The 14960-nt window shown below is 53.2% G+C and carries 13 protein-coding genes; 4 read left to right on the top strand and 9 right to left on the bottom strand.

Annotated features, from left to right (window positions below; genetic code table 11):
• Positions 1–6: 6 nt before the first annotated feature.
• From prpC to AADB16_RS10220, 8 genes are all read right to left on the bottom strand, one after another.
• Positions 7–1137 (bottom strand): 2-methylcitrate synthase, encoded by a 1131-nt coding sequence (gene prpC, locus AADB16_RS10255; protein ID WP_410803044.1) that lies wholly within the window; start codon positions 1135–1137, stop codon positions 7–9.
• Between the two features lie 17 nt (positions 1138–1154).
• Entirely contained in the window at positions 1155–2042 is an 888-nt protein-coding gene (gene prpB, locus AADB16_RS10250; RefSeq protein WP_410803042.1) for a methylisocitrate lyase, read from the bottom strand.
• Between the two features lie 16 nt (positions 2043–2058).
• Positions 2059–2739, bottom strand: a complete 681-nt coding sequence (locus AADB16_RS10245) for a GntR family transcriptional regulator (RefSeq protein ID WP_410803040.1) — start codon at positions 2737–2739, stop codon at positions 2059–2061.
• A gap of 122 nt (positions 2740–2861) precedes the next feature.
• Positions 2862–4448 carry a glucan biosynthesis protein gene (locus tag AADB16_RS10240; RefSeq protein ID WP_410803038.1) on the bottom strand — a complete coding sequence of 529 codons (1587 nt, stop codon included), beginning with the start codon at positions 4446–4448 and terminating at the stop codon, positions 2862–2864.
• A 55-nt stretch (positions 4449–4503) separates the two neighbouring features.
• Positions 4504–6609: a glucans biosynthesis glucosyltransferase MdoH gene (mdoH, locus tag AADB16_RS10235; protein WP_410803036.1), complete on the bottom strand. Its 2106-nt coding sequence runs from the start codon at positions 6607–6609 to the stop codon at positions 4504–4506.
• Positions 6602–6916 (bottom strand): hypothetical protein, encoded by a 315-nt coding sequence (locus tag AADB16_RS10230; RefSeq protein ID WP_309043319.1) that lies wholly within the window; start codon positions 6914–6916, stop codon positions 6602–6604. Before AADB16_RS10230 ends, mdoH begins: the two co-directional genes overlap by 8 nt.
• A gap of 48 nt (positions 6917–6964) precedes the next feature.
• Positions 6965–8518 (bottom strand): glucan biosynthesis protein G, encoded by a 1554-nt coding sequence (locus AADB16_RS10225; protein ID WP_410803034.1) that lies wholly within the window; start codon positions 8516–8518, stop codon positions 6965–6967.
• Positions 8519–8599: 81 nt separating this feature from the next.
• The gene (locus AADB16_RS10220) at positions 8600–9754 is read right to left on the bottom strand and encodes a ShlB/FhaC/HecB family hemolysin secretion/activation protein (protein ID WP_410803032.1); all 1155 of its coding nucleotides are present in this window, start codon (positions 9752–9754) and stop codon (positions 8600–8602) included.
• Between the two features lie 317 nt (positions 9755–10071).
• Between AADB16_RS10220 and galU the strand changes: the two genes are divergently transcribed.
• On the top strand, positions 10072–10908 hold the full coding sequence (galU, locus tag AADB16_RS10215; protein WP_309043316.1) for a UTP--glucose-1-phosphate uridylyltransferase GalU: 837 nt from the start codon (positions 10072–10074) through the stop codon (positions 10906–10908).
• Positions 10909–10942: 34 nt separating this feature from the next.
• Here the strand turns inward: galU and AADB16_RS10210 are convergent, their stop codons facing one another.
• Entirely contained in the window at positions 10943–11359 is a 417-nt protein-coding gene (locus AADB16_RS10210; RefSeq protein ID WP_309043315.1) for a helix-turn-helix transcriptional regulator, read from the bottom strand.
• Positions 11360–11650: 291 nt separating this feature from the next.
• Here AADB16_RS10210 and AADB16_RS10205 point away from each other — a divergent pair, with 291 nt between their 5' ends.
• The 3 genes from AADB16_RS10205 (at position 11651) to AADB16_RS10195 (ending at position 14851) form a co-directional block, all read left to right on the top strand.
• The gene (locus AADB16_RS10205; protein ID WP_410803030.1) at positions 11651–12658 is read left to right on the top strand and encodes a hypothetical protein; all 1008 of its coding nucleotides are present in this window, start codon (positions 11651–11653) and stop codon (positions 12656–12658) included.
• A gap of 35 nt (positions 12659–12693) precedes the next feature.
• Positions 12694–13782 (top strand): hypothetical protein, encoded by a 1089-nt coding sequence (locus AADB16_RS10200; protein WP_410803028.1) that lies wholly within the window; start codon positions 12694–12696, stop codon positions 13780–13782.
• Between the two features lie 118 nt (positions 13783–13900).
• Positions 13901–14851 (top strand): DMT family transporter, encoded by a 951-nt coding sequence (locus tag AADB16_RS10195; protein WP_410803026.1) that lies wholly within the window; start codon positions 13901–13903, stop codon positions 14849–14851.
• Positions 14852–14960: the final 109 nt, after the last annotated feature.

Raw genomic sequence — 14960 nt, 5'->3', positions numbered from 1 at the left:
CAGTGTTTAAGCCCGCTTCTCAATCGGCACCCACTCAGCATGCTCCGGCCCGGTGTAATCCGCACTTGGGCGAATGATCCGGTTATTTTCACGCTGCTCTTTCACGTGTGCCGTCCAGCCGGATACGCGGGACATAACAAAAATCGGCGTGAACAGCTCTGTAGGAATGCCCATGAAGTGGTACGTCGATGCATGGAAGAAGTCGGCGTTACAGAACAATTTCTTCTCGCGCCACATTACTTCTTCACAGCGCACGGATACCGGGTACAGAACCGTATCGCCCACTTCTTTGGCCAGCTTTTCAGACCACTTCTTGATGATCACGTTACGGGGGTCAGACACGCTGTAGATTGCGTGGCCGAAGCCCATGATCTTTTCCTTGCGGGCCAACATGCCCATCAGGCCTTCTTCGGCTTCCTCTGGCGTCTGGAATCGCTGAATAAGTTCCATGGCGGCTTCGTTAGCGCCACCGTGCAGCGGGCCACGCAAGGTACCAATGGCGCCGGTTACACAGCTGTGGATATCAGACAAAGTAGACGCACACACGCGAGCCGTGAAGGTAGAGGCATTGAACTCGTGTTCGGCGTAGAGAATCAGGGATACGTTCATCACACGTTCGTGCAGCTCGCTGGGCTTTTTGCCGTGGAGCAGTTCGAGGAAATGGCCGCCGATGGAATCCACATCACTGTCGGTTTCAATGCGCACGCCTTCATGGGCGAAGCGGTACCAGTAAGTGATGATGCCCGGGAACAGAGCCAGCATGCGGTCGATTTTGTCGTCCTGCTCGCTGAAGTCTTTCTCAGTTTCCAGGTTGCCCAGCATGGAGGCGCCGGTACGCATGACGTCCATGGGGTGAGCGTCTTTCGGGATTTGCTCCAGAACGGTCTTCAGTGCTGCAGGCAATCCACGCAGGCTTTGGAGCTTCTGCTTATAGGCATCCAGCTCTTGCTGGTTCGGCAGCTTGCCGCGCAGCAGCAGATAAGCCACTTCTTCAAACTGGGCGTTGTCTGCCAGATCGCTTACGTCGTAACCACGATAGGTGAGGCCAGTTCCGGTTTTACCAACGGTACACAATGCGGTTTCACCAGCTACTTGCCCGCGGAGGCCTGCTCCACCTAGTTTCTTTGCTTCTGTCATGGATGTCTCTCCTCTAATTATTTTGACTGCTGGAACAGTTGGTCAAGCTTCTGTTCAAAGTCGTGATAGTTCAGGTAATCGTAGAGTTCCATACGGGTCTGCATCAGATCAACTACGTCTTTCTGATCGCCCTTCTCGAGAATGTTCTCATAAACGGTAACCGCCGCTTTGTTCATGGCGCGGAAGGCGCTCAGGGGGTACAGAACCATGGCAGCACCGGATTCGCCCAGCTCTTTGCGGTTGTACAGGGGCGTTGCGCCAAATTCAGTGATATTCGCCAGCAAGGGCACGTCGCCCAGTGCTTCAGAGAACGCCTTATAGTGTTCCAGTTCGGTAACGGCTTCTGCAAAAATGCCATCCGCACCGGCTTCAATGCAGGCTTTGGCGCGATCGATGGCGGCTTCCAGGCCTTCTTTCTGGAAGGCATCTGTGCGGGCCATGATGAAGAAGTCTTTATCAACACGGGCATCGGCCGCTGCTTTGATGCGGTCAACCATTTCCTCTTTGGAAACGATTTCCTTGTTCGGGCGGTGTCCGCAACGCTTTTGAGCGACCTGGTCTTCAATGTGAACTGCAGCAGCTCCGGCGCGCTCCATCTGCTGGATAGTACGGGCAATATTGAACGCCCCACCCCATCCGGTATCAATATCCACCAGCAACGGCAGATCGGTTGCTGCGGTGATGCGACGTACATCTTCTATCACATCGTTCAGGCTGGTCATGCCCAAATCCGGCAAGCCGTAGGAGGCGTTCGCCACGCCGCCACCCGACAAGTAGATAGCCTGGTGCCCTACGCGTTCAGCCATCATGGCAGCGTATGCGTTAATGGTGCCTACGATTTGCAGGGGCTTGTTCTCGTTCAGGGCTTTGCGAAAACGCGCGCCCGGGGATAGTTTGCTCGACATGCTTATTCCTCTCTTATCAGATAGTTAAAACGCCTTCTTTAATCTTTTTCTCGATATTTTTACGAGCGGCGTTGATATGTCTTTTCATCAGAAATTCTGCGAGTTCTCCATCGCGCTGGGCAATGGCTTCAACTATACGGCGGTGTTCGCCGAGAGCGCGGTGGGGACGGCCCGCGGAGGTGCTTAAGCGGTAGCGGTACATTCGCACCATGTAATAAAGATCGCCCAGCAGCATCTGAGCCAGCTTGACATTCCGGCTGCCAGTGGCAATACGGTGATGGAAGTCGTAATCCCCTTCTGCCTGATAATACGCCTGCCCGTGGGCTTCATCGATCATGGTTTCGTGAGCGTCGAGCGTGGCTTGTAGATCGGCAATCTCCTGATCGGTCATGCGTTCCGCAGCCTGACGTGCGGCGAGACCTTCCATGATTTCCCGTATGCGGTACAACTCCACCAGTTCCGTCGCGCTTAACGAGACCACACGCACACCCGCATGGGGGCGTCGAACTAGCAGCCCGCGGGACTCCAGCCGGCCCAGAGCCTCCCGGAGCGGGCCACGGGTCAGATCGAAGCGGGAGCAAAGATCCAGTTCGCCGATTTTGTCACCCGGTGCAAGATCTCCTTTTACGATTGCTGTTTGCAGACAATCAAAGGCTTCATCGGCTCGCGTATAGGTTTGAGGTGTAGTGTCCAGCATAGTTTGTCGACAATATGGGCTTGATAGTGTCGAAATCTACGCCGACCAAGAAAGATTGTCAACAATCCAAGACATCTATTGTAAACAATCCGTCGTAATGTGGACTTGTGATTTCCGAGCTATCAGTACAGCTTTCGCTCTGAAGGCGGTGGCGGCGTGTATTGGTAGACCCAGGTTTCCGTGAGCGGCTCATCGCCCAAGCGTAGATACATTCGTATATTAACGGGCTCTTCCGACTCGCCCGGAACCAGATCGAACATGGCCCGATACCCGTCGATTGCAGACAATGGCCGCGCCGAGGTAATTTCAACCTCGCCCCGACTTACCGTGATAACCGGCTCTACCTCTGAGTTATCCGCCAGCATACTCAGCACGCCGCCAGCAAAATCCACCGCAAAGCGCCAGGAAAAATACTCACGCTTCTGGCCAATCACACCGCCAAGGCCCGTGCGGGTTGCCTGCACCGTTGCAAGTTCATTCGGGGTAACAGGAGCCTGCTCACCCCAATGCAAGCGATAGGCGTACAAGTACTCCTGATTCGGTCTTAGTGGCTTATCCGGGTGCCAAAACGCCACGATGTTGTCGAAGGTTTCATCTACCGTGGGAATTTCCACCAGGTCGATACTTCCCTTGCCCCACTGGCCTTTCGGCTGCACCCATACACTGGGGCGGCGCTCGTAGAACACACCATCATCCTGATAGTGATCAAAGTTCCGATCCCGCTGCAACAAGCCAAAGCCTTGGGGGTCGTTATCGCTGAAGCTGTTAAAACGCAGATGGGCGGGGTTTTCGAGGGGCCGCCAGAGCCATTCGCCGCTCCCCGAAAGCATGGCCAAGCCATCTGAATCGTGAATTTCCGGGCGCCAGTCGTAATCCATGCGCCTGTTGTTTTCACCCACCTGATACATGCTGGTCAGTGGCGCAATGCCGGCTCTTTTCATTTCGGTACGAGGGTAAAGGGCAATGTCTACATCCATCACCATGTTCCGACCGGGGTCAAGAACAAAGGCGTATGCCCCCGTGGTGCTGGGCGAATCCAGTAGACCCCACACTCGTAGTATCTGGCTGCCTGGTTGTGGCTTTTCCAGCCAGTAGGCACTGAACCGGGGAAACTCTTCTTCACCGTTCATAGCGGTATCAATGGCCAACCCACGGGCCGACATGCCGTACTGCATTTCAGACCCCACTGCACGAAAGTAACTGGCGCCAAGAAAAGCGGCAAGATCTCGGGAAAAGTCGGTTTGATAATGGAGGCGAAAACCTGCATAACCCAGATTACTCGGCAGGTCCCCAAGGGGCTCTTTACCTTCGTAGGCAAAATATTCCGGGTTGTATTGCAGTAGCCTGGCCTTTTCGTTGATTACTTCATGGATTTTCACAGGGGATTGAAAATACAGCCCCAAATGGAAGAGTTGCGCTTGAAACGCAGAGTCACTGTCAGCCCAAAGGGCATGATCTTTACGAAACCGGATGGCTTGATAATCGTCCCAGGATATCTGCTTAAGGCTCTGGGGCAGTTCGCCTTCATGAGAGACATAGGGCTGGCTGGCAAGCTCACGGGCGTGGCCTTTCAACCATGCATAGCTGAATGGTTTGTCACTGCTACCGCCTTCCAGCTTTTGCTCCCGCGCAAATACCAAAGGGGTCAGCGGCAGCGCACTGGCGCCAAGCCCTGCTATCAGGGTTTTCATTAGCGTGCGTCGATCCATAGCGTTTCTCCTTCTGTAACTGCGAGTGGGCGCGGGCAACCAGCACTGGCCGAAGTTACGGGCCTTTCGCTTGAGCGCTCAGCCGAGCGATAGAGTGCCCCCAAAAACTCCCGGGCAATGCTCGCCAGGCACCCTCATGGAGAACCTTTAAAGACTCTCGATCTCGAACAATCTGACTCATTTCGGAACGTGACAGCGCATCAGGGCCCAGTTCAAGGCACCGTGCGACACAGGATTCCAGCTCCGCCTTACGGGAACCTCGCCGGTGATTCCATGCCAGCGCCTGATGCAAACGGTTGTGATCAAGCCTCAGTACAGCTTGCTCCAGAGGTGTGAGGGGGGAATTTTCTGGCTCTTGCGCCCGATACCAAACGGCGTCTTCAAGCAACGCCATGGCAGTGTTTTCTTCCGGTATAAGCAGTAATCGGCGTTTCTTCAAAGCCTGCCCTAATGAGTTCCGGCTAAGGAACACGGCGGTAGGTGCTGCAAGAATCAAGGGCAAGGCCACAGGCAAAGACCACAGGAAAAACATAGTGTCCAAGCTCCAAGCGAAGGCGGACCAACCAGCGCCCAGCACCATGCCCGGGAGCTGGGTAATCAACGCCTCTTTCCAGGTGGTTTCCTCGGTGCGGTTCTGCCCCGCCCACTGCAAGGACACATTCAATAAGGCTGAAACCACATAACGGCTGTGGGCCCACATTCGCAGCGGCGCCAACAGCACCGAAATAACGATTTCCAACATCACGCTGCAGAACAGGCGCCACAACCCGCCAAAATCCTTGGTAAACCGATGCACTACGGCGTCAATAATGGCCAGAAATTTTGGAAAAAACAGCAGAGCCAAGGTACTCAGAGCCAATCCGAGGGCCCACTCTGGCCGCCATTCCGGCCACAACGGAAACAATCCCTGGTGCCCATCTGGAAAGTATTCGATGGGCGACAAGGTCATGTTAGCGGCAGCGATAGTGGTAAGAATCAGAAAACCAAGCCATAAAGGTGATGCCACATAGGCCATGATGCCATTGAGAAACGCCATTCGGTGGGCAAAACGTAACCCTGGCTCCCGCAGCATGACCCAAAGGTGCTGCAGATTTCCTTTGGCCCATCGGCTATCGCGGGCGAGTTCGTCTGCTAGCGTTGGAGGCGACTCTTCATAGCTGCCACTCAATCCCGGCTCCAACCAGACTTCGTAACCGGCACGCCCCATATAGGCCGCTTCAACAAAATCGTGGCTCATGATGGGGCCGCCAAAAATACCAATGCCTGGCAACTTGCGCAGGCCGCAATGCTTCATGAAGGGTTCTATGCGCAGGATGGCGTTATGACCCCAGAATGCGGCGTCTCCCATCTGGATAGCCGCCAGGCCGGTGGCAAACAGTGTGGAGTAAAAGCGGTTCGCGAATTGCTGAATGCGAGCGAACAATGACTGACCGTTTATGATATTCGGGTTGGTTTGCAGGATGCCTACGCCGGGTTCTCTCTGCATAAGCTGTACCATGCGAACGATGGTGCTGCCGGTCATCAGGCTGTCTGCATCCAGCACTACCATGTACTTGCATCGCTTACCCCAGCGACGAAGAAAATCTGCTACGTTTCCGCTTTTGTAGTTGAGATTCACGGGTCGCCGGCGATAGAAGATTCGACCCTCACCTCCCAGCTCTTTTGCAAGCTTGTTCCATGCCACCTGCTCCTCAAGCCACACGTCGGGATCACGGCTATCGGAGAGTATAAAAAACTCGAAATGTTCTATCTGGCCCGTGCGCTCAATATCCCGGTACACAGCCTTCAAACCGCTCAGGGTCCAGTGCACAGGCTCATGGTAAATCGGAAGCAACACGGCGGTTTTCGCCAGCGCTGTTTGCTCCAATTCGGCATCCGTGTGGCGCTTGAGTATGGAGTGTCTATCCCCACCCATCAGCCGGACTACAAACCCGAACACGGCCGTCCAAAAACCCACAGCGATCCATGCATAGAGAATGGCGAACAATGCCAGCATGCCGATTTCCAGTGCCGTTCCGCCATGATAGGGCAGAACCCAAAGCAGGTAGTAGCTTGCGATACCTGTTTGGCCGAATACAAAGAGCATCAAAACGGCGCGGCGAAGATTGGCTACCAATCGCCATGGGTGTTTGCGGGGAGTTAGCGTTGCGGTTTCATCCACGGCTGCGATACCCGATACTGCCTCTGCACAGGGAAGGCACCGGTGTGGGGATGTTTGCGTCAGGAAGAGTAAAGTAGTCGGGCAGCCTGTCCATGGCATTTGCCAATAAACAATGGCCGTCGAGAGTTCGGGAATCCGGGGATGACTCGATTTTAACCGCTTGATTAGCACCCGAACCAACTTCGGCTACAGCGTCGTCAATGAGCTGAAGTAGCTGGCGGCATCGCTCGCTGGTCATTTCAACACCGGCCTCGCACAGATAGTTATACACACGGCTGAATACATGCTGGAAGGAAATATCCTCCATGTTTGTCTCCTTGCCTGTTAATGGCTGTCTGTTCTGCCTATCCGATAGCTATTGCGCGTTGCTCCGAAGATCTGTTTTAGGGCCCAGTAAGTATGTCCATGTTTCGGTAATGGCATTGCCATCCTTAGTCAGGCCCCCTCTCAGCGTGAGAGGTTTTCCTGCGGTTGGTTTTGCAAGAACCGACAGGCGCCATGAATCTGTTGCTTCCACATATTCAACAAAATGCTCCAGAACTTCCACACCTTCCCCACCACTAACCTGGCTGACAACGGCAGCTCCCGGTCGCAATTCGGCAAGGTCACCACCCTCGAAATCAACAATCAGGCGTAAGGCCTCTCCAGATTCCCCATCCGTATTGCCTGTACCAACAAATGTGCGCACAGCGCGCGCATTTGGCTGCCCGGTGATGCCTGGATCGCCAAAGGTTACGGAATATTGCAGGCGCCGACTTTCACCCGCTTTCACCTTCTCGGCAGGCTTGAAGAAAGCGACAATATTATCGTTAGACTCTGCTCCAGAAGGAATTTCGACAAGTACAACCTCGCCCTTCCCCCAACTCTCCCTGTTCTCAACGCCAGGCTTTATCCACATGCTTGGCCTGCGATCGTAACGGGCTTCGTTGTCCTGAAAATCGTCGAACTCACGGTCACGCTGGATCAAGCCAAAGCCGTTAACCTTTTCTACATGGTGATAGCTCAATTGCAGATCTGCCGGGTTTACTAACGGGCGCCAGAGCCACTCGCCGGTTTCGCCATCATTGATCAGCAAACCATCCGAATCATGAACCTGTGGGCGCCACTCTCCCCTCGGACGCAACGTATTGTCTCCATAGAAAAACATAGATGTGAGAGGTGCCTGACCCAGCTGGTCAATATCATTCCGGAAAAACAATTGTGCGGTAACGTCCATCCGGGTGCTCTGCCCTGGATGAATTTCAAAACGGTATGCACCGGTGAGGCTGGCACCGTCAAGCAGGCCATACACCACCATTACATCGCTATCTGCCTTGGGGCGCTCCATCCAGAATTCAGTGAACGCGGGGAATTGCTCGCCGGACGGCAGGCCCGTGTCAATGGCGATTCCACGCCCTGAAAGTCCGAAATTCTGATTTGCCCCCACGCCACGGAAGTAGCTCGCACCACCAAACACTAGAAACTGGTTTTGTGCGCCGCTCTCCGACAACGGGTAGGTCAGTTTGAACCCGGCGTAACCAAGATCGGCGGGAATGCGTTTCGCCATTTCAGCGTTGGGATAATCAAACCGGGTTTTATCAAACCCAACGGGTTGCACGCCCTCACTATCGATAACGTTCAGTTTGACCGCATGGGAATAGAAGCTGCCTTGAGGGATCATCATCACCTGAAAGCGCGACTTGCCTGATCGCCAAAGGCTTTGGTCAGGCTTGAATCGAATAGACTGGTAGTCTGAATAGCCAAGATTTACGAGGAAGTCTGGTGCTTGAGCTGGCTGCTCATATTTTTCGCGGGCCAAGGCTTGCGCTTTATCTGCGACATCTTTGAAACCGAACGCCTGAGCGTTGCCAGATAGCACCATGAAAATCGCAAGTGCAGATAGAAACCCGGTTCGCCGTGATCCAGTCATACCAGAACTCCTTGTAAGCCAGCTTATTAATGTAGCATCAGTTACACGGAAGGCTTCAAGTGACATCTTGGTAAGGGGTAATTAAATACCGACTGAAATGGAAAACGAGAGATCCGGGCTCGTAGGCATAAGGAGAGCAGTATTGGAGGCATTGAGCATCTGCCCAACACTCAAGTCTGCACGGAAATCTCTGGAATAAAGCTGGAGCGAGATTTCGCCCGTGCTGGTGCTGCCAAACCGGTCTGATTGCGCCTCTGAATAGGGCGCCCAGCCTTGTAACAGGGAAAACGTGATGGAGGAGTTAAGTTCGGATGCAAACGGCCAGTGGTAGCCAGGACTGCGCGCATTCATCCGCAGCAAACCTCCTTCAATAACCCGCACGCTCTGGCCGTTAAACCCCCTCATGAGGCTGGGGCCTGCCACGACCATGTACTCGGAGGACGGCAAATCTCCAGGTGCGAACTGATATCGCCCGTTAAGCCCCAGGTTCCAGCTCAACACTTCCCTGCTGAGCGATGCCGCCACCGCTAATTTGTGAAAGCCATCGGAATCGCTACTGTAACCCGACGCACCTATCGTCTCTTCTGAGTCCAACCCGCCAATGGCGGTTAACGAAGTAGTTGCATAAAACCCGCCAATCAACTTTCGAGAGGCACGGCCTTGAAGCCCAACACTGGAAAGACTGTGAGCGGCGTCCTCAATCCAAACTTCATCTTCAAAGGCACTGCGTTTGCTGCTGGAGTGGGAAAACAAGCTGCCGACCTCAATCCCTTGCCAGGACCAGAGGCCTCGCTTGCCGGTCACCCGGAGATTACGTTGCGCTCCGAACGAGTCGTAACGTTGCCCGGAACCATTTACTGCGCCCGCGTAGTCTCGGTTTTCAAGGTCAATCCGAAAATCACTGCCCGCTAATGGAAACGAATAGCGCAGCGCCAGTGTCGTAGATTCTGCGCTTCCTTCCCTTGCCACTGAATCACTAAAATTAAGGCCAAGCACGTGCTGGGACCAGATCAGGCTGTTGCTGGTCAGGTTCAGGCGACCATCGGATCTGTCGTTGCTTTGGTTCGAGTCGCCAGAAAACTCAACATGCGAGGCAACATACTGGGTAACAGATTGCAGAAGGTCGGCGGGGTACAGATCCCACAAGGGGGATTCAGCCTGGGGTTTCACGCTGGCAGCTGAAGCCTGGCCGGCAGCAAGGCCAAAAATCAGGGATGTCAGCAGAATGGGTCTCACGAAAAGCCTCAGTACAATGAAAAATGAGAATGACGATCCTTATAAGATCCGGCGAGTTACTTTAAAAAAAAGGGACAGGATAATCCAGCGGCGCTTTCCAAAAATTACAATTTTAATGAACGCAAAATCAGTAGGTTATAGCGACATTTAAAAGCTTTGCGTTAGATATCGGCGCCATGCTCATCGAAAATCCCGGTCTTACCCGCCGATTACAAAATGTAATGAATCCCGCCTGCGCTCTCCACTAATGCAAATAACTTGGTAAACTCACCAAAATTTATGGATATGCTGCAAATCCCGACCAAAGGATGAATCAAATGATCAAAAAGTGCCTCTTCCCCGTAGCCGGTTACGGTACCCGCTTTCTGCCGGCCACTAAGGCTATGCCAAAAGAAATTCTGCCAATTGTTAACAAGCCTTTGGTGCAGTATGGGGTTGAAGAAGCCTCAGAAGCCGGCATTCATGAGTTCGGTTTTGTCACCGGCCGCGGCAAGCGCGCGATTGAGGACCATTTCGACATCAGCTATGAGTTGGAACACCAGATTGCTGGCTCAGGAAAAGAAGATCTGCTGTCATCCATTCGCGAGTTGATCGACAACAATACCTTCGCATTTACCCGTCAGATTGAGATGAAAGGGCTGGGGCACGCAATCCTGAGTGGTCGAAATCTGATCGGTGACAATCCATTTGCTGTGGTACTGGCAGATGACTTTTGTGTGGGGCCGGATGAAGGCGAAGATGGCGTCCTGGCGCAGATGGTTAAACTCTATAACCAGTTCCGCTGCTCCATTGTCGCCATTGAGGAAGTACCGGAAGATGAAACTCACAAGTACGGTGTTATTGCTGGCGAGTCTATGAAAGACGGCCTGTATCGCGTGACAGACATGGTTGAAAAGCCGGCTCCGGAAGATGCCCCAAGCAATTTGGCGATCATTGGCCGCTACATCCTCACTCCAGACATCTTCGATATTCTTGAGCGTACACCCGCAGGTAAAAACGGAGAGATCCAGATAACCGATGCTCTGCTTGAGCAAGCGAAGAATGGCTGCGTGCTGGCCTACAAATTCAAAGGCAAGCGCTTTGATTGCGGAAGCATTGACGGGTTTGTAGAAGCGACAAACTACGTTTACGAGAACATCTACAAAAAGCAGTAATGGGGATCAGAACCCACACATTATTCCAGGGCGCTCAGGCGCCCAGAATCTGCAATATCATGCGCCGGTTCTCTGCACTTGTTTTGCGGAAGCGGCGCAGCAGTTCACCCTCTTCCTCAGATATCTGAACCCGGTCTAATTCCCGCTCCAGTTCTTTCAATGCTGTTGAGAGATCATCGCTGTGGCTGAAAGCCAACCCCGGCAATTCAAGCTGCCCGCCTCCGCCCGGCTCAGTGAGATCCAGCATGTTCTCCAGGGGCGTTTCGGTTTTTATACAGAAATCCAGTAACGCTGATACGTCGGGGTAGGTGCGTTGCCTTGCGTCTGACGCCTCCCAACTTAAAACTTGCGCTTCTTCAACGCCGCAGATCTCGGCCACATCCCGGGAAGACAAACGCTCTGCCTCACGCAACTGACGCAACCGACTGTTGAATGTCTGCAGGTAACGCATGGTATTCGCCTCTGCACGTTTGTTCGGAAAATAAATTAATAGGGAAATGTAACCTACATACAACTTTATAGGAAATTAATGAGTCCCGGTGGTTTTGACGCTTTTGTGGAGCATGTCACATGAATTCTCGGCGAACCTGCACTTCTTGACTATATTTTAGCCAGTACGGACTAACCGGCACTAGACCTGTCGGACAACACAACAACCTTTAAGGTCAAATGGATGCTCCCGAAGGCACTCACAATAAGTTTATTAGCTGTTGCCTCCACAGTGATAGGCGCCGGGTATCTATTGTCGGAGGAAAACCGCTTTGCTTTTAGCTGGGACTCAAAGACTCAAGAAAACAAAGGCAAACACGAAACCCCGGGCTCTGTCTCCGCCAAGTCTGCTTTAGCATCACTGGCCGCCTCTCAGAAAAAGCCACCCTCAAGCAATCCTGTCGAGTTTATGTTGGCAAAAGTATCAGATGAATATGCTCAGTCTGTTCGTTATCCACCTTGGTCGGTGCCCTTAACCGAAGCCCAGGCAAAAGGTTATCGTGGCAACCATTACGAACCCGTGGTGCTGCCGCTTGAAAATAGCGGCCAGTTTACTGTGACGCTCGACAAGTTCCGTTTTACTCGAGGCGAGGACATACTTGTTGTCGCATCGCTGCAGGGGCCACAAGTAATGGGTTACTCGCTTGATGCAAGCCTCGAACACTCAGACTCCAGAGATTCTGCAGGCAGCACAACTCTGGAGCAGGATGACCAAACCGGGTACTACCAAGGCAGCTTGAGCTCCGACCAAGAGCCTGGAGACTACCGGCTCCTCGTAGAGGCGACGGTGGATGGCAAACCTGTCCGGCACGTCTCCAGTCTTACTATTGAGCCTTACTTAGGAGACTTTGAAGGGCTTGAGGATTCTTATCTGAGTAACAACAACCTTGTAATTCCGGTTACCTTTTCGCCGCAAGATCCCGGTTTCTTTGCATTGTCTGCCCAGCTCTATAACGGCCAGCAGCCTGTCGCCCAGCTTCAAGCCGAGAAACGGCTTGACCGCACTTCAGACACCATTTCACTAAAAGCTCACGGCACCGTGCTTGCCAACAAACCACTCAATGGAAAACTCCAACTGCGCAACTTGCAGATAAGGCAACTGCCGGCAAAACCTGGTGACCGCACTCACTACGCCTACGGTCCCGATGAAGGATATGACTTTGAGCCGCCGAGTCTTGATGATCTTCGTGACACTCCAGCGGTAAATCCCGAATCAGAACAGCGTGCAGCCTTACTGAAACAGTTGGCTGACAAGTTCTGAGTTAGCAAAATAATAACCAAGCAAACGGAGCAATCATGACAATAAAAAAGAACCGAAATGCCTGTAAAATTGCGCTTGCTGCGGCTCTCACCAGCAGCATGATGGCCGGAACTGCCCAGGCCCAAATCGCCGGGCACAACGTTATACTGGTCCACGGATTCCAGATGGAAGATCTCGCGACGCCTCCCGCCGATCTACAGGCGATCAGAGACGCGGGAGAGGATTACTGGCGAACATTTTGGCTGTCACGGTCTGAAGCGCGCATTGACTGGCCCAGCGATGGCCGTGTAGAAGGCAGCATTGCGCAAAGAGCCTACGACCAAATGCGTGAAATCAGCCAGCAGGGTTTGTGCAACAATTTTTGCATAATCGTGTCGCACTCAACCGGCGACCTGGTTACACGTTATTTACTGGAGAACCAGGCACGCTGGCTACAGAACGAAGGTTTGCCTCCGCTGAAAATTCTGGCCTCCATAGATTACTCTGGCGCAGGGGGTGGTACCGAGTTAGCTAACCTGGCCGTAAATCTCGCGTATAACCCCACCTGGTATAACTGGCCTTTGCGCGCCGCGGTTCAGGCGTTCACGGGAATAGATCCAGAGCCTGGCAAACTCGGTGTAGTCAATGATCTGCAGACCAACACCGCAAGAAATCTTGCGCTAAGCCCCAACTCTATCCCAAGGCTCAGGTTCGTCGCAGGCGGCTCTTCCTACGGCGGCATCACCAAACCATTTATTTCAGGCACCGACGATGGGGTTGTCCCAACCCATTCAGCGTGCGGCGCCACCTCTGCGCAGGGTATCGATTCCTGCTCTGGCAATCTCAGCCTCGCAGGCAAAGTAAGCTCCCAGAATGGCCCTTCCGGCCTCTATTACAACCACTACCCGGTGCTTATGAATGAGAGAGTGAGCCATAGCGGCGTACTGGGCTCTGAAACCGGAAACATCTCGGTACCGGTTGTGAACAACACTACTCTAAACGGCTTACAGGTTGATTTTGCCAGCAGAACTTATGATAAGCGCCCCTGGTGGAAACTGTGGGGATCCAAAGACCAATATATAGAGGTGCCAGGCTCGGATCAGATCGATATGTCTGCACTTGTTTACACGACACTTAACAATTAACAGCCACCGACTCTAAATAGTCCTCAGGGTTCAAGGACGAGCCCGCTTTCCTTTTTACTTCGCAAACTATACATTGTGGGGCAATACCACTTCCAAAACTCTGGTGCTTCCCTACACCATGTCCGACTCGCACAAATCTGATTTGCTCCTCGTAGCCGTCACCCTGCTTGCCGCCGTAAGCTGGATTTTTTCCAAAGAAGCCATTCTCCTCATGCCGCCACTGCTGTTTATGGCACTGCGCTTTCTGGTTGCCGGTGGCTTTCTGTCTTTCTTCGCATGGCGTGCCCTCGCCCACCTCAGCGCCGACCAACTCAAACGTGCAATTGGCGTCGGCCTTGTGTTTGGCATCGCCATGAGCTTTTGGGTCATGGGCCTGTTTCACGGTACCAGCATGGGTGAAGGGGCCTTTTTAACGAGCCTTGGCGTTGTGATCGTACCCATTATTGCGCGGCTGGTTTTCAAAGAGGTTCAGCCCGCGAGTACCTGGCTGGCCATTCCTGTAGCCATCGCGGGGCTCGCTCTGCTGTCCCTTCAAAACGGATTTAAGCCGGAGCCCGGCCAGATTTTCTTTGTAGTGGCCGCAACGATTTTCGCTCTGTATTTCACTCTCAACACCCGGGCGGCGAATCAGCGCTCGACTATAAACCGCAAGGGCGAGTCGGTCGAAAAGCATCGCATCCCAGCCCTGCCTTTAACAGCCATCGCACTGCTAACCGTCGGAGCACTAACTCTGCTTGAATCGTTGCTGATGGAGCCTTGGCAGCCAACCTTTAGTGACCCACCCCCTCTTCTGATCTGGTGGGTGCTCGCCAGCGCAATTGTAGGAACAGCCGGGCGCTTCCTTGTACAAACCTATGCCCAAAGCCTGTCTACTCACAGTCATGGTGCCGTTATTCTGGTATTGGAGCCTGTATGGGTATCGCTGTTTGCGGCTGGCTGGTTTGGCGAAACCATGGCGCCGATGCAACTCGCCGGTTGCGGATTAATCTTCGCGGCGCTGATTGTTAACCGGTGGAGTGCTTTGAGCAAAGCGCTTAGGGCATCACTTAGAAAGGGTAAAACCTACTGATCCGTCATAGTCTAAGCAACGTCAGGAAATCATACACTTTTCGTCGAAATCATCTCCTAACGATACCCGAAAGGACGCCAACTTGCTGTTTTTATTACCCTTTACAGAC

Origin of the sequence: Marinobacter sp. KMM 10035 (assembly GCF_046537445.1) — a bacterium.
GTDB classification, from domain to species: domain Bacteria; phylum Pseudomonadota; class Gammaproteobacteria; order Pseudomonadales; family Oleiphilaceae; genus Marinobacter; species Marinobacter sediminicola.
Note: the sequence above shows the minus strand (reverse complement) of the source record. Positions and strands in the feature narration are given on the sequence as shown.

Coding starts and splice junctions, on each gene's coding strand:
- prpC (WP_410803044.1), bottom strand. CDS start 1,137: ATGACAGAAGCAAAGAAACTAGGTGGAGCAGGCCTCCGCGGGCAAGTA.
- galU (WP_309043316.1), top strand. CDS start 10,072: ATGATCAAAAAGTGCCTCTTCCCCGTAGCCGGTTACGGTACCCGCTTT.
- AADB16_RS10195 (WP_410803026.1), top strand. CDS start 13,901: ATGTCCGACTCGCACAAATCTGATTTGCTCCTCGTAGCCGTCACCCTG.
- AADB16_RS10225 (WP_410803034.1), bottom strand. CDS start 8,518: ATGACTGGATCACGGCGAACCGGGTTTCTATCTGCACTTGCGATTTTC.
- AADB16_RS10230 (WP_309043319.1), bottom strand. CDS start 6,916: ATGGAGGATATTTCCTTCCAGCATGTATTCAGCCGTGTGTATAACTAT.
- AADB16_RS10240 (WP_410803038.1), bottom strand. CDS start 4,448: ATGGATCGACGCACGCTAATGAAAACCCTGATAGCAGGGCTTGGCGCC.
- AADB16_RS10200 (WP_410803028.1), top strand. CDS start 12,694: ATGACAATAAAAAAGAACCGAAATGCCTGTAAAATTGCGCTTGCTGCG.
- AADB16_RS10245 (WP_410803040.1), bottom strand. CDS start 2,739: ATGCTGGACACTACACCTCAAACCTATACGCGAGCCGATGAAGCCTTT.
- AADB16_RS10210 (WP_309043315.1), bottom strand. CDS start 11,359: ATGCGTTACCTGCAGACATTCAACAGTCGGTTGCGTCAGTTGCGTGAG.
- prpB (WP_410803042.1), bottom strand. CDS start 2,042: ATGTCGAGCAAACTATCCCCGGGCGCGCGTTTTCGCAAAGCCCTGAAC.